Origin of the sequence: Shewanella sp. SM32, from assembly GCF_025654235.1 — a bacterium.
GTDB classification, from domain to species: domain Bacteria; phylum Pseudomonadota; class Gammaproteobacteria; order Enterobacterales; family Shewanellaceae; genus Shewanella; species Shewanella oncorhynchi.
Window position 1 is genome coordinate 16,910 of sequence record NZ_JAKKRO010000032.1, and the last position, 15,615, is coordinate 32,524.

Annotated in this window: 11 protein-coding genes; 5 read left to right on the forward strand and 6 right to left on the reverse strand. The window is 43.5% G+C overall.

Annotated features, from left to right (window positions below; all coding sequences use genetic code 11):
• Positions 1-9 precede the first annotated feature (9 nt).
• From ileS to murJ, 3 genes are all read right to left on the reverse strand, one after another.
• Positions 10-2,832: an isoleucine--tRNA ligase gene (gene ileS, locus L5M10_RS13830; RefSeq protein ID WP_263160898.1), complete on the reverse strand. Its 2,823-nt coding sequence runs from the start codon at positions 2,830-2,832 to the stop codon at positions 10-12.
• Between the two features lie 32 nt (positions 2,833-2,864).
• Positions 2,865-3,800: a bifunctional riboflavin kinase/FAD synthetase gene (ribF, locus tag L5M10_RS13835; protein ID WP_263236561.1), complete on the reverse strand. Its 936-nt coding sequence runs from the start codon at positions 3,798-3,800 to the stop codon at positions 2,865-2,867.
• 65 nt (positions 3,801-3,865) lie between these two features.
• Positions 3,866-5,425, reverse strand: coding sequence for a murein biosynthesis integral membrane protein MurJ (gene murJ, locus L5M10_RS13840; protein ID WP_113941315.1), 1,560 nt, complete (start codon positions 5,423-5,425; stop codon positions 3,866-3,868).
• A 252-nt stretch (positions 5,426-5,677) separates the two neighbouring features.
• On the opposite strand from murJ, the gene rpsT reads away from it, so the two are divergent.
• Complete coding sequence (gene rpsT, locus L5M10_RS13845) at positions 5,678-5,944, forward strand: 30S ribosomal protein S20 (RefSeq protein ID WP_011790375.1); 267 nt, start codon at positions 5,678-5,680, stop codon at positions 5,942-5,944.
• 63 nt (positions 5,945-6,007) lie between these two features.
• Here rpsT and L5M10_RS13850 read toward each other — a convergent pair whose 3' ends face one another.
• Complete coding sequence (locus tag L5M10_RS13850) at positions 6,008-6,304, reverse strand: ArsR/SmtB family transcription factor (protein WP_006084975.1); 297 nt, start codon at positions 6,302-6,304, stop codon at positions 6,008-6,010.
• Between the two features lie 136 nt (positions 6,305-6,440).
• Here L5M10_RS13850 and L5M10_RS13855 point away from each other — a divergent pair, with 136 nt between their 5' ends.
• Entirely contained in the window at positions 6,441-7,844 is a 1,404-nt protein-coding gene (locus tag L5M10_RS13855; protein WP_263236566.1) for a M28 family metallopeptidase, read from the forward strand.
• Between the two features lie 65 nt (positions 7,845-7,909).
• Here the strand turns inward: L5M10_RS13855 and yaaA are convergent, their stop codons facing one another.
• Positions 7,910-8,683 carry a peroxide stress protein YaaA gene (gene yaaA / locus L5M10_RS13860; protein WP_263236568.1) on the reverse strand — a complete coding sequence of 258 codons (774 nt, stop codon included), beginning with the start codon at positions 8,681-8,683 and terminating at the stop codon, positions 7,910-7,912.
• A 129-nt stretch (positions 8,684-8,812) separates the two neighbouring features.
• A complete protein-coding gene (locus L5M10_RS13865) occupies positions 8,813-10,255 on the reverse strand; it encodes an alanine/glycine:cation symporter family protein (protein ID WP_263255434.1) in 1,443 nt (480 codons plus the stop codon).
• Between the two features lie 428 nt (positions 10,256-10,683).
• Here L5M10_RS13865 and L5M10_RS13870 point away from each other — a divergent pair, with 428 nt between their 5' ends.
• The 3 genes from L5M10_RS13870 (at position 10,684) to tal (ending at position 15,605) form a co-directional block, all read left to right on the forward strand.
• On the forward strand, positions 10,684-13,050 hold the full coding sequence (locus tag L5M10_RS13870) for a phosphoketolase family protein (RefSeq protein ID WP_263236571.1): 2,367 nt from the start codon (positions 10,684-10,686) through the stop codon (positions 13,048-13,050).
• A 238-nt stretch (positions 13,051-13,288) separates the two neighbouring features.
• Positions 13,289-14,398: an OmpA family protein gene (locus L5M10_RS13875; protein ID WP_028760930.1), complete on the forward strand. Its 1,110-nt coding sequence runs from the start codon at positions 13,289-13,291 to the stop codon at positions 14,396-14,398.
• Between the two features lie 250 nt (positions 14,399-14,648).
• The gene (tal, locus tag L5M10_RS13880; RefSeq protein WP_028760931.1) at positions 14,649-15,605 is read left to right on the forward strand and encodes a transaldolase; all 957 of its coding nucleotides are present in this window, start codon (positions 14,649-14,651) and stop codon (positions 15,603-15,605) included.
• Positions 15,606-15,615 lie beyond the last annotated feature (10 nt).

Below are 15,615 nucleotides of genomic sequence, written 5' to 3' on the forward strand. Positions count from 1 at the left end.
ACAGATCCTTTACGCAAACTGACGAACTTCGCCGTCACCTTCAATATTGGTTACGCAGCGAGTACAAAGTGTTGGGTGAGCCTCAATAGTGCCAACCTCTTCTCTGTGGTGCCAACAACGCTCACATTTCTCAGCAGTGCTTGATGCGACCACTAATTTCAGTGATGCCAACTCAGTCTCAACCGCTTCCAATGTCGCATCGGCTAAAGGCAATACTTTGGCTTCAGAGGTCAACAACACAAATCTCAACTCATCGCCGATATGAGTTAATTGCTCAGTCAAGGTAGCATCCGCAAACAAGGTCACTTCAGCTTCTAATGAGCCACCGATACGTTTGTCACGACGCGCTTGTTCAATCACTTTGTTGACTTCATTACGCACGGTTAGTAACTGCTGCCAATAGTCATCGCTCAAATCAGTCGCTAAGGTGACTGATTTCAAACCTTGATACCATTCTTGGGTAAAGACATAAGCATCACGCTTGCCAGGCAGTAATTGCCATACTTCGTCAGCAGTGAAGCTTAAAATTGGCGCAATCCAACGCACCATGGCCTCAGAGATCAGATACAGCGCCGATTGACAACTACGGCGCGCATGGCCTTCTTGCTTAGCCGTATATTGGCGGTCTTTAATGATATCCAAATAGAAACTGCCTAACTCAACCGAGCAAAACTGCATCAGTTTTTGAGTCACTATATGGAAGTTATATTGATCATAGGCTTCGATGATTTCCTGTTGCAGCGCAGCGGCACGGCGAACAACCCAACGATCTAACGCCACCATATCTTCAACGGCCACTAAATCCTTAGCGGGCTCGAAACCGTTTAAGTTGGCTAATAAGAAACGCGCAGTGTTGCGAATACGACGATAGGCATCGGCACTGCGATTTAAGATTTCGTCTGAAACCGTCATCTCACCGCTGTAATCTGTTGCCGCAACCCATAAACGCAGAATGTCGGCGCCTAATTTGTTGGTTACCGTTTGTGGTGCAATCACGTTACCAATAGATTTTGACATCTTACGGCCTTTACCATCGACGGTAAAACCGTGGGTAAGCACTTGCTTATACGGTGCTTTGCCATTCATTGCGGTTGAAATCATCAAAGATGACATAAACCAACCGCGATGTTGATCGCTACCTTCAAGATACAAGTCAACACCGTGTCCGTGGAATTCAGGACGCGCCGCTACCACTGACGAGAAGGTTGAACCTGAGTCGAACCAAACGTCTAAGGTATCGGTTACTTTACGGTATTGTTCCGCTTCATCACCCAGCAATTCTGCGGCATCAAGGTCCCACCAAGCTTGAATACCCTGCTGTTCGATACGATTCGCCACGCGTTCCATTAACGACACGCTATCAGGGTGCAACTCTTCGGTTTCTCGGTTCACAAACAGCGTGATAGGCACACCCCAAGTACGTTGGCGTGAGATACACCAGTCAGGGCGGTTTTCAACCATTTTTTCGATACGACTTTGTCCCCAATCAGGGATCCATTGGGTTTGCTCGATTTCTTTCAATGCTTGCGTACGTAGGCCGTGGTTATCCATAGAGATGAACCACTGCGGTGTCGCGCGGAATATAATTGGTGTTTTGTGGCGCCAGCAATGTGGGTAGCTGTGACGGTAAGCCACGTGATTCAGCAAGGCACCTTTTTCTCTCAGCAAAGCTACGACGTTATCGTTAGCTTTAAAAACATGTTGCCCAGCAAAATACTCAGTATCAGGCTTGTATACACCGTTGTCGCCAACAGGGTTTGCGACTTCTAAGCCGTACTTTTGACCAACAACAAAGTCGTCTTGACCATGACCCGGTGCAGTATGAACGATACCGGTACCCGCATCAGTAGTGACATGATCGCCTAAAATTGCAGGCACATCAAAATCCAAGAACGGGTGATTAAAGCGGACAAGCTCAAGCGCAGCGCCTTTGGTTGTACCAAGCACTGTATGGCTTTCGATGTTATAGCGAGTCAGGCAAGATTCAACCAAGACTTCAGCTAAAATAAGCGCTTGCGTCACACCGTCTTTTTCGAATTCGACTAAGCTGTAATCCAGTTCAGGACTCAAAGACAAGGCGCGGTTCGCTGGTAGCGTCCATGGCGTGGTCGTCCAAATCACCATAGAAACAGGATGTGAGTAATCGCTTACCCCAAACTTAGCCGCAACGGCTTTGCTATCGGCAGCCACAAACGCCACATCGATAGCAGGTGATGTTTTGTCTTCGTATTCCACTTCAGCTTCAGCTAAGGCAGAACCGCAATCAGTACACCAATGCACTGGCTTAACGCCTTTATGTAAGTGACCACTCTCAATCACTTTCGATAAAGAACGAACGATATTAGCTTCCGTTGAAAAATCCATCGTTAAGTACGGATTTTGCCAATCACCCAGCACACCTAAACGGATAAAGTCTTCACGTTGACCGTTAACTTGCTCGGCGGCGTATTTACGACATTCTTCACGGAATTCTGCCGCAGAGATTTTTTGACCTGGCTTACCCACTTTTTGCTCAACTTTCAGCTCAATAGGCAAACCATGACAATCCCAACCTGGTACATAAGGTGCGTCAAAACCAGACATAGTTTTTGACTTAACAATAATGTCCTTGAGGATTTTATTAACTGAGTGACCAATATGAATACTGCCATTCGCATACGGTGGGCCGTCATGCAAAATGAAGGGAGTACGGCCAATTCGGCTATCACGGATCTGTTGATACAAACCGTCTTTTGTCCAGCGCTCTAACATCTCTGGCTCGCGATTTGCCAAATTACCACGCATCGGAAACTCTGTTTCCGGCAAATTCAAAGTAAATTTATAGTCGCTCATTGATCCTATACCGTTAATTAAACTGATAAATTTCAGCCTGCATCATTACCAAATAAAGCTCTGGCTTCATTTGCATCATTTAAAATCTGTTTTTTTAGCGCATCCAATGAGTCAAAAGGTTGCTCATCTCGGAGTTTAGCCACCAACTCGACTTCAACATGTTTGCCGTAAATGTCACCTTCAAAATCAAAAAGATGCACCTCAAGCTGACACACTTGACCGTTCACTGTCGGGCGAAACCCAATATTGGCTACGCCCTCATAAATATCGCTGTTATCCCAATAACATTTAACCGCAAACACACCGCGTACCGGCACAACATTGCGCTTTAAGGCGATATTAGCGGTGGGGAAACCAATTGTGCGGCCAATTTTTTGCCCATGCGCTACACGACCACTCAAGGTAAAAGGGTGCCCTAATAGGCGTCTAGCCTGTTCAAGATTGCCCTTCGCCAATTGTTCACGCACAGCAGTCGAGCTCACTCTTTGCGAGCCCAGCATAAAACTTTGAGTGCTGACCACAGTAAAGCCATATTGGATACCCGCCTGTACTAGCATTTCAAAATTGCCTTTACGGCCTTGACCAAAACAAAAATCATCACCGACGACGAGGTATTTGACACCCAGTTTGCGGACCAACAATTCTTCAATAAAATGCTCTGCAGGTTGATTAGCAAAAGTGCGATTAAAGTTAACACACACTAACCGCTCAACCCCAAGTTCATCGAGCAAAATGACTTTATCACGTAATAAACTTAAACGAGCCGGCGCGTTGTCGCCGCTAAACAATTCTTGCGGCTGAGGTTCAAACGTCATTAATGTCGATGGCAACGATAACTGCTTCGCCTTCTGCACTAAGCTCGCAATCACCTGTGCATGACCACGATGGACGCCGTCAAAATTACCTATAGTCAATACACACCCGTGGTGGGATGACAAAATGTTATGTATACCGCGGATTAATTCCATAACGTTAGACAACTGCCAAGCGCAAATCGGCTGATTATATAACAGCTAGCGATGAGAATCAGCAATCAAGCTCCCCGTTTAATTGACCAAGGACGAATTCCGAGCAAAAGCAGACACAATAAGTAACTGACTGCCCCAACTAAAATTAAGCCTATCAAGGCTTTCGCACGATCGAACAAATGCCAATCTAACCAAATTTGTTGTGAAGGCAAAAAGTAATACAAGACTACCACCATCAAGGCTGTAGAGACCACGGCTTTAGCAAAAAACACCATAGTCGGCCTAGAAACACGATAAACGCCAGCTAAATGCAAGCCTCGGTATAGTAATGTGGCGTTTAGCAATGCTGACATTGAGGTCGCAATCGCCAGTCCAACATACCCAAAAGGAATAGCAAACAGCAAGTTAAAGCCCATGTTTGTGATCATGGCAATAATGCCATAACGCACAGGTGTTTTGGTATCTTGACGAGAGTAATAGCCAGGAGCAAGCACCTTAATCAGCATAAAGCTAAGCAAACCACTACCATAAGCCATCAAACTATAGGAAGCCATTTCAACATCATGCAATGAAAAAGCGCCGCGCATAAATAATACCATCAGCATGGGCTTTGCGAGCACGATCAACCCCATCATAGCCGGTAGACCTAGCAGTAGAATCGCTTTAATCCCCCAATCCATCGTCTTGCCAAAGCCCGCACCTTCGTCATTCACATGGTTTCGTGACAGCGCAGGTAAAATCACAGTAGCAATCGCGATCCCAAACAATCCTAAGGGAAATTCGAGTAAACGGTCGGCATAATAGAGCCAACTTATTGAACCCGTCATCAAAAAACTGGCGATAAATGTATCAAATAGCAGGTTAATCTGTGAGACAGACACGCCAAACAATGCTGGGATCATCAAAGTTCTGATTTTCACCACGCCTGGGTGATGCCAGCCCCAAGAAGGCTTGACGAGCGCATTTTCACGCAACAAAAAGGGAATTTGAAATAGGAACTGAATCAAACCACCACAAAAAACGCCCCAAGCCAAGGTAACCTCAGGCTGGGTCGATGTAGGCGCATAGAAAATAGCCGCCGCAATAATTGCCACATTGAGAAAAACGGGTGTAAAAGCCGATACCGCAAAACGGCCTCGGGTATTTAAAATTGAGCCCGCTAATGCCGTAAATGTGATAAACCACAGATAAGGAAAAGTAATTTTAAGCACAACGGTAGCGAGTTCAAATTTAGCACCATCTGGCTCGTTGTTAAGCCAAGCGATGAACCAACCACCACCGAATAAAGCTGACAATACAGGTGATGCAACCACCCCCAAAAGGGTCACTATTGTCACTAGTAAACCTAATGTGCCCGCAACTTTACTCAATAAATCACGAGTCTCTTCTGCAGTATGTTTCTCTTGGTACTCAGTTAAAACAGGTACAAACGCCTGTGCAAAAGCCCCTTCAGCAAACAAACGGCGTAAAAAATTAGGAATTTTATTTGCAAAGAAAAACACATCAGCACTTGTCCCTGCGCCCATCAAATTAGCAACAACCACATCCCTAACTAGACCTAAAACTCGGGATATCAATGTCATAGCACTAACAATCAGGCCAGATTTTAATAATTTTCTACTCAAACGTCCCCCAGACCCATATCGAATTGATTAGGTGATACATCTCAAAAAATCGATTCAGGCTCTGTCACACTGCGGTAATAGCTGCTAGAATTGCGCCACATATTACACGAGTTGGGTCGAAGATAGCCAAGGCAGGTTGGATTAATTTATCTTTATGATGAATATTCAATCATAGTCATTGACAAAGTGACTAAATGCAGGCATATTCCTCGGCCTTTAAAAGTATCAAATCCAGTTTTTAGGAGTTGCACCTTGGCTAATAGCAAGTCTGCAAAGAAGCGCGCGCTTCAATCTGAAAAGCGTCGTCAGCATAACGCCAGCCGTCGCTCAATGTTACGTACATACGTTAAAAAAGTAATCGCTGCAATTAAAGCAGGCGATCACAAAACAGCAACAGAAGCTTTTGCTGTTGCACAACCAATCGTTGACCGTATGGCGACTAAAGGTCTTATTCACAAGAATAAAGCCGCTCGTCAAAAGGCACGTTTGAACGCTAAGATCAAAGCAATCGCTGCTTAATCTATAACATAGCAAATGAAAAAAACCGGCAATTGCCGGTTTTTTTATATCTGAAAAACACTATTAATGACAATAAATGTTGTTCAATAAGTGAATCATCTCCCGTACTTCATCACTCTTGAGTGAATAAAATACCGTTTGCGCTTCTTTGCGTGTGGTTACTAAATTATCTTTGCGTAACCAAGCAAGATGTTGTGATAGTGCCGATTGACTTAAGCCTAATTTTTTATTCATTTCGCCAACGCACATTTCTCCTTCATTCAATAAATAACAAAGAATAAATAAACGGCGTTCGTTCGCGAGTGCCTTTAATAGCACTACGGCATGATCGGCTCGCTCCTGCATTAATTCAATATTCATTACGCACTTTCTCTCCTAAAACTAACCCCTGCGCTAATATAGCGTCGCCTTACGGATATAGTCGGGACATAAAGCACACTTTTTGCTAGATTGTTTTTAAAAATGGGACATGCTTAATAAAAATAAAGGAAATCTAATGAAGCCCTATCAAACTACACTTCTCTCGAGTCTTTTAATCGGGAGTTTAAGTGCGTGCCAAACTCAAGTAGAAACTGCCCCTAGTGAAGTCATTCAATTACAACAGGCAGCATTATCTTCGCAATTAAGCTATGACTTAGTCGAGTCACTCACGGTTGAAGTGGGTCCAAGACTTGCTGGAAGCCCAAAAGATATCCTCGCCGTTAATTGGGCGATAAATAAACTGACCAGCCTTGGTTTTGACCGTGTTTATAAAGAAGCCGTACAAGTGCCAATTTGGGAGCGCGGTGAAGCCAAATCCAAAATCACCGTCCCTGTAGAACAGCCGTTGGTCATTACTGCGCTTGGTGGCAGTATTGCGACTCCTGCTGGAGGTATACAAGCTAAAATCGCGCGCTTTGATAGCCTAGAGGCATTACAACATGCCAAGCCTGAAGATGTGCAAGGTAAGATTGTTTTTATTGACCAAAAAACAGAGCGCCATATCACTGGTGAAGGTTATGGTAAAAGCGTTGGTGGCCGCTCGAAAGGGGCAGTCGCTGCAGCACAAAAAGGGGCTGTTGCTATCGTGATCCGCTCTATTGGCACAGATCATGACCGCATGGCCCATACTGGCATCATGCGCTACCAAGATGGCGTGCCTAAGATCCCCGCTGCTGCCATGTCAAATCCCGATGCTGATTTGGTTGGTGCATTGCTAAAACGCGATCCTAATGCCCTGCTCGAATTGCATATGTCGCCAAAAAACTTAGGTTTTAATACTTCCTACAATGTCATTGCCGAAGTAACGGGCAGTAGTAAGCCCAATGAAATAGTGCTCATTGGTGCTCATTTAGATTCCTGGGATGAAGGTACTGGCGCGATTGATGATGGCGCTGGTGTCGCCATTGTGACGGCTGCAGCCAAGCATATTCAAGATCTCCCCATAAAACCCGCTCGCACTGTTAGAGTAGTGCTATATGCCGCTGAAGAAGTTGGGCTCGTTGGCGGTAAAGCGTATGCAGAGGCTCATAAAGCTGAATTACCGCTGCACTACATAGCTGCAGAGTCTGATTTTGGGGCCGGTAGAATTTATCAAATCGATACTAAAGTGAATGAGAACATATTCACAGAAGTGCAGCAGGCGCTCAGCCCTATGTCATTCAATGGCGTTGCACTGGGCAATAACCAAGCTTCTGGTGGGCCAGACGTATCTATGCTCCCCGCATTAGGTGTTCCAGTTGCATCTCTGAGGCAAGATGGCCACGATTATTTCGATTACCATCACACACCGAATGATACCTTAGATAAAATCGACCCTGCCGCATTGGCTCAAAACGTCGCCGCCTACGCACAATTTGCTTATATCATGGCAAATTCAACGGTGACATTAACGCCTTTAGTCACTCAATCTGAAAAATAGGCCATCAATGATATAGAGAACAGCATTAGCTGTTCTCTATCAATTAACATCTTATCGATATTTCGCTATTGCTCTTCACGTAAAAACGTTGGATTTGTTGGAGAACTCTGCTCTTCACTATAATAATAACCAGCAACATTAAATGCTTTTAATTCATCTAAAGTGTCAATTTGATGCGTAATGAGATATCTCGCCATCATGCCTCTAGCACGCTTAGCAAAAAAACTGATCACTTTATATTGACCATTTTTACAATCTTTAAATATGGGTGAAATTAATTGCCCTTGAAGTTTTTTAGGCTTTATTGCTTTGAAATATTCATTAGATGCAAGATTGACAATAATATCACTACTCGTTTCAGCAAGCGTTTCATTTACCGCTTGTGTTAATGTCTCTCCCCAAAACTCATATAGGTTTTTACCTTTAGGATTAGAAAGCGCCGTGCCCATTTCTAAACGATAAGGCATAATTAAATCCAGCGGTCTGAGCAAACCGTAAAGTCCAGATAAAATACGTAGTTGTGACTGAGTTCGAGCAATTTCATCTTCAGACAATGTATCAGCATCAAAGCCAGTATACACATCGCCTCTAAAAGCAAAAATGGCCTGTTTTGCATTATCTAAACTAAAATCAGGCTGCCACTCCCCAAAACGTGCCGCATTTAAACCCGCAATCTTATCGCTCACCTTCATTAAAGTGGCGATGTCTGTAGGGGTCAATTGCCGACACACTTGGATCAACTCCTGACTATAAGTTAAAAAATCAGGTTGTGAATACACCTGCGTCAGTGGCGGCTGTTCAAAATCTAAGGTCTTCGCCGGCGAAACCAATATCAACATCAAAAACTCCCAACAGAAACAAAAATACATGCCTATGATACTGAACGAGCATAAAAAAACCACGCTTTAACAGCGTGGTCTTTTCGATTACAACAATCAGTAATGGCTATTGTCGATGCGCTAGGCTAATTAAAGCTTTTTAGCCGGCACAAGACTGGTATCTTGCCAAATATCATCATCAAGCTGATCCATCAACTCAGGAAATTTACTACGATCGAATTCTGGAGTCTTACCCGCGTTGATCTGTTCACGATAATCATTGATAACGCGAATTGCCAGACCCGATAATAGTAATAGAGCAACAATGTTTACCGTCGCCATCAACCCCATCGAAACGTCAGCCAAGTTCCACACTAAACTTATCTTAGCGACGGCACCAAACATGACCATGCCAAGCACACACAAACGGAATAAAGGCAGTGCTTTGGTACTATTTCCCATTAAATACATCACATTTGTTTCAGCGTATGAGTAATTGGCTATGATGGATGTAAAGCAGAATAAGAAAATAGCCACCGCAATAAATGCGCCACCCCAGTCGCCAACATGTGCAGACATGGCATTAATGGTTAATCGAATCCCATCATCACTCGAGCCAATATCCCCTGATAGCAGGATTATCGCAGCCGTTGCAGTACAGATAACGATAGTATCCGCAAACACACCCATCATCTGCACAAAACCTTGGGATGCTGGATGATTAGGGTTAGGCGATGCACTTGCCGCGACATTCGCCGCACTGCCCATACCCGCTTCGTTCGAGAAAAGTCCACGAGCAATACCCGCTTGCATTGCCTGCGCGACAGTATAAGCCACGCCGCCAGCGGCAGCTTCTTGCCAACCAAAAGCACTTTTCACAATTAAGCTAATAATCGCAGGTAATTGTTCTAGGTTGAAAATAACGATAATGAAGGCTACAAGAATGTAGGCTAAGGCCATAATGGGGACAAGAAATTCAGATACTCGCGCGACTTTACGTAGACCACCGACAATCACAAATCCACTGGCAATAACTAGCCCAATCCCTACATAGGTTGGATTAAAACCAAATACTCGCTCCATTGCACCGGTAATAGTGTTAGCTTGTACTGCATTGAATACTAAACCAAAAGCAATGTTCAAAAAGACAGCAAATAAAATGCCCATCCATTTCTGACCCAATCCTTTTTCCATATAGTAGGAAGGACCACCGCGGAACTGGCCATTATGATCTCGGACTTTATAAACCTGCGCTAAGGTTGATTCAACCATAGCAGTCGCCATACCTAAAATAGCGATAAGCCACATCCAAAATACTGCACCTGGACCCGCTGCACCAATAGCAACAGCAACACCGGCCATATTACCAGCACCGACGCGGGCAGCCATACTTGTACAAAAGACTTGAAATGAAGAAAGACCGCTATCGCAACCTTGCCGACTTATGGTCATAACTTTGATGGAATGTTTAAAGTGGGTTAACTGAATAAAGGCAAGTCTAATGGTGAAATAGAGACCAGCTCCTACTAGTCCATATACTAACAACTTACCCCAAAGTAGCGCATTCAAAAAATTAACTATGGTTTCTAACATATTATTTTACTTCTTCCCGTAGCAAATGCTCCTCTAATTGCAATTAAAGGTACAACATCTGTGGTGAATGAATCCTTCCAAGTTAAAGGTAAGAATTTCGGTAGATTTATTTTTTCAAATTATCCTTCCGTGAATTTACAACATCACGGCTACCGAATTCAACGCAGCAAAATAGCACAGTATTCGAAATTGCTCATGTGATCAAGCTCGCGTTTGCACAGTTAAACGTCATTGACATCACGCCTTACAACACTAGCTAAGCTACTGTTAAAGCTAGATTAACAAAAGTTCTAAGTTGCGCTATTATATTTAACAGCAAAAACAACTTTTAAAATTTGGATGTAGGGCACATTTTTGTAATAAAACTACAAATATAGTAACCCCATAGAAACTTCAATCATCTCTTGTTTGTTTTAGTGAGGCTTAACATGACACAAATACATGAAATCAATGCTCTGAAAAAGTATGTCAGAGCGACAAACTTTCTTGCGACCTCGCAAATTTACCTCAAACAAAACGTCTTACATAAACGTCCACTTACCCATACTGATATCAAGCCACGTTTACTTGGCCATTGGGGTACCTGCCCAGGTATTAACTTTGTCTATGCCAACATTAACCGCTTGATAGTGAAGCATAACCGCTCTTTTATCTATTTAGTCGGTCCAGGCCATGGTTTTCCTGCTGTACAAGCAAACTTATTCATTGAAGGCTCTTTAAGTCATTTCTACCCAGAAACTATTCCCTACAATGAAACTGGCATCGAAGATATTTGTAAGAAGTTTTCTGCCGCTTATGGTTATCCTTCACATGCAAACCCTGAAGCACCTGGACAAATTCTTGAAGGTGGCGAATTAGGCTACTCACTCTCAGTAGGCTGGGGGGCAGTATTAGATAATCCAGATCTGATCGCAACCGTCTTAATTGGTGACGGCGAAGCAGAAACGGGACCATTAGCCGCATCTTGGTATGCAAACCGCTTAGTTTCACCTGCGACCAGCGGTGCAGTATTGCCAATTGTGCATATTAACGGCTATAAGATTTCCGGTCCTACCCGCATGGGACGTATGAGCCATGAAGAACTGGATCTTGAATTCCGTGGTCTTGGCTATTTCCCCATCATAGTTGATAACGAATTAGAAGAAGATATCTATGTGCAGATGACAAATGCCATGGATACCGCTTACACCATGATCAATGACATTCAACGTCGAGCACGCAGTGGCGAAGACGTAGTTAAACCAAAATGGCCAGTCATTTTAATGCGCACAGCCAAAGGTTGGACTGGTGTTAGTGAATATAAAGGTAAGAAATTAGAAGGTAACTGCGAATCGCATCAAGTAATCGTCAATAAATGTGCCACTGATAAGGGTCATTTAGATGCGCTGGATAATTGGCTTGCCAGTTACGACTTCCAAGAACTCTACCAAATGAATGAAAAAGGCGAACTGATTTTTGATGCCGACATTTGTTCATTAATCCCACCCAAGCAACTTGCCTGTGGCCGTCAACATTTAACCTATGGCGGGGAAGTTGTTAGAGCATTAACCAATCCAGATCTTGAAAAACTCAGCTATGGTCCAGAAGTACCACGTGGTCAACGTGGCTATTCAATGTTAAAAATGGGCGAATGGATGCGCGATGCGTTCAAGTTAAACCGCGACCAACGTAATCTACGTATTTTTAGTCCTGACGAAACCTATTCAAATCAATTACAAGCAGTATTTGAAGAAACCGATCGTGCATGGCAGTGGCCAATTGAGAGTTGGGATGAAGATATGTCCCGTGAAGGTCGAGTCATTGAACTGCTTTCTGAAAACTTACTTTTTGGCATGCTACATGGTTACACAGTAACAGGCCGGCACGGCATGCTACCCACCTACGAAGCATTCTCACAAGTTATCTCATCGATGGCCGATCAGTACTGTAAATATGTCTACGCCAGCCAAGGTGTGCATTTCCGTAAGCCACTGCCAGCCTGTAATGTCGTATTATCTTCATTACTTGAGCGCCAAGATCATAATGGCTATTCACATCAAAACCCATCTTTCCTTGGGGCTATGCTGGAGAAACATCCAAAAATAATCTCGGCTTACTTACCCGCAGATGCCAACAGCACATTGGTTTATACAGAGCGAGCCTTCGCTGACCGTGACAAACTCAATATTCTGGTTGCAGGTAAAAAAGAATTACCACAATGGCTAAGCTTGGAAGAAGCGCGTAAACAAACAAAAGACGGCGTAATGGTGTGGGATTTTGCCTCAGATGAGAATCCCGATATTGTGCTGGCAGGTTGTGGTGATTATGTCACTCAAGAATGTATGGCTTCTCTAGTATTAATCAGAGAACTCCTTCCAAGAGTGAAAATCCGCTTCGTTAGTGTCACTGAATTAAGCAGTGATGGCTTAGGTAGCCGTAAATTTAAAGAAAAACCTTGGTTAATGGACGAAATATTTACTCAAGATAAAGGCGTGGTATTCAACTACCATGGTTACCCAAATACAATCAAAAAGTTAATTTTTGATTACAAAGGCAGCCGTCGCTTCAGAATTAAAGGCTACGAAGAAGAAGGTTCAACAACAACGCCATTTGATATGGGTGTTCGTAACGGTACATCACGCTATCACCTTGTAATTGATATGGCTTACAAGCTGTTCCAACAGGGTGTTATTGATGAAACTATGCACGTCTCTATTACCACTGATATGCTGCAAAGATTAGTTGACCACCGCAACTATATTAAAGCGAATGGTGTAGACCCAGTAGAAATCGAAAATTGGGTATGGACACGCTAATAGAAACATCTAATTAACATTAGATTGTAATTTAAAGGCATTCTTCGGAGTGCCTTTTTTGCATTAAAAATACCAGTTACAGAATGACAACCTTTAAAAGGTTGATCTTAATACTGGAAAAAGTTAACAAACCAAGTGATAATTAACCGCTGGCTAAAATATCAAAGGATCCCCACACTAAGTGCTAGCAATGTTTTGCACAAAACCAGCAAAGCATATTGGTGGAGAATCATAATCAATGGACGTAAATAAAATGATGAAGAACACATTAAAAGTAGTATTACTGACATCTCTGCTTCCACTCGCAGCCAGCGCATCTCAGGAACTTACACCTTGGTATGTTGGTGCCGGTTTAGGCGTTAATAACTATGAGCACGTTGCCACTCAGAATGGTGAAGACAGTCCATACGCTTGGGATGTTTTCGCAGGCTACATGTTCAACGATTACTTCGGTGCTGAAATCGGCTTCCGTGATTTAGGTAATGCAGATTGGAACGCAGCGGGTATCAGCAATGATGCAAGCGTAAAAGGTTCTACACTTGGTCTAGTTGGTATTTGGCCACTAGCTAACCGCTGGAGCCTATCAGCTGAAGCTGGTGCAATGTACTATTCACTCGAAAACAGCCAAAACAATGGTGTAACGTCGAGCAAATACAGTACAAATGATTTTGCTCCATATTTAGGTGCTGGTGTTGGTTATAACTTCACTGACAACTTAAAATTACAAGCTAAATATCGTCGTTATGAAAACTTAAATGATGATTACAATATTGTTGAAGCTGATAGCAACTACTGGGGTCTAGAACTGAGCTACCGTTTCGGAACTCCAGTTGCAGCAGCTCCAGTTGCCGCAGCAGTCGTTGCAGCAGCACCGGTTGATTCTGACAACGATGGCGTTTACGACGACAAAGATCAATGTCCAGCAACACCAGCAACTCACAAAGTTGACTCTGTTGGCTGTACTATCTATGAAAACGTGAAGAACAAAGAAGACGTAGGTTCAATCCAGTTTGCTAACGATTCTGCTGTAGTTAAAAATGTTTACTACAAAGACATCGAAAGATTAGCTAACTATTTGAACAAAAACCCAGCTTTCACTGTTGAAATCGCAGGTCACGCCTCAAATGTAGGTAAACCAGAATACAACATGGAATTGTCTGACAAACGTGCTGACGCCGTTGCCAAGATTCTTGTAGAGAAATATGGTATCAGCGGAAGCCGCGTAACTTCTAACGGTTACGGTGTTACTCAGCCATTGGTTGCTGGTGATTCAAAAGAAGCTCACGCTGCGAACCGTCGCATCGAAGCTATCGTGACTACCACAACAAAACAACCTGTTCTGAAGTAATAGTACTTACTGAAGTAAAAAAGTCGCTGCTTGCAGCGACTTTTTGTTTTTGTGGGGTATACACTAGGACAAGCGACGCCCTCTACTGCAGCCAAGATGATAGCCCGTAGCTCGAGCCATACCTTAATAGACATAAAATTGTCATTTTTGTAATTTTTTTACATTCAAGGTTGGAAAAGTTGGCAAAATCGCTTCTAATAGTCATCAGTGAATTCCGAGTTAAAACTGCTACCTGAGAAGGATGTTTTTCATGGCCAATACATTAGAGCAACTCAAGTTATATACCACTATCGTCGCTGACACAGGCGACATCGAAGCGATTAAACGCTACCAACCTGAAGATGCGACCACTAATCCATCACTCATCTTGAAAGCGGCTCAAATTCCTGAATATGAATCCCTTATAGATAACGCTATCGACTGGGCAAAATCACAAAGTACCGATCTCGTGCAGCAACTTGATGATGCCAGCGACAAACTAGCGGTCAATATCGGCGTAGAAATACTGAAACTCGTTCCTGGCCGTATTTCAACTGAAGTTGATGCCCGTTTATCATTCGATAAAGAAAAATCAATCGCTAAAGCCCATAAATTGGTTCGCCTATATAAAGAAGCGGGTGTAGATAAATCACGCATTCTGATCAAACTTGCTTCAACTTGGGAAGGCATTTGTGCCGCTAAAGAACTAGAGCAAGAAGGCATCAACTGCAACTTAACCCTACTATTTAGCTTTGCTCAAGCGCGTGCGTGTGCCGAAGCGGGTGCTTACCTCATTTCTCCTTTTGTAGGCCGCATACTTGATTGGTACAAAAAAGATACGGGTAAAGATTACAATGCCGTAAATGACCCTGGTGTCATTTCAGTGACTGAAATTTATAACTACTACAAACAACACGGTTTTGACACTGTTGTTATGGGTGCAAGTTTCCGTAATATCGGTGAAATTATTGAGCTAGCAGGTTGCGATCGTCTGACCATTGGCCCTTCTCTATTAGAAGAACTGGCTAATTCGCAAGTTGACATCACACCTAAACTGGTTGCAGCAACGACCACTGTCGCTGCAGAACCCCCATTGACTGAAGCACAATTCCGTTGGGACTTTAACCAAGATCCAATGGCGGTTGATAAGCTTGCCGAAGGCATTCGAAACTTTGCGATAGACCAAGGTAAGCTCGAAGTCATGCTCACGGCTAAGCTCGCGAACTAAGCACTCTGGA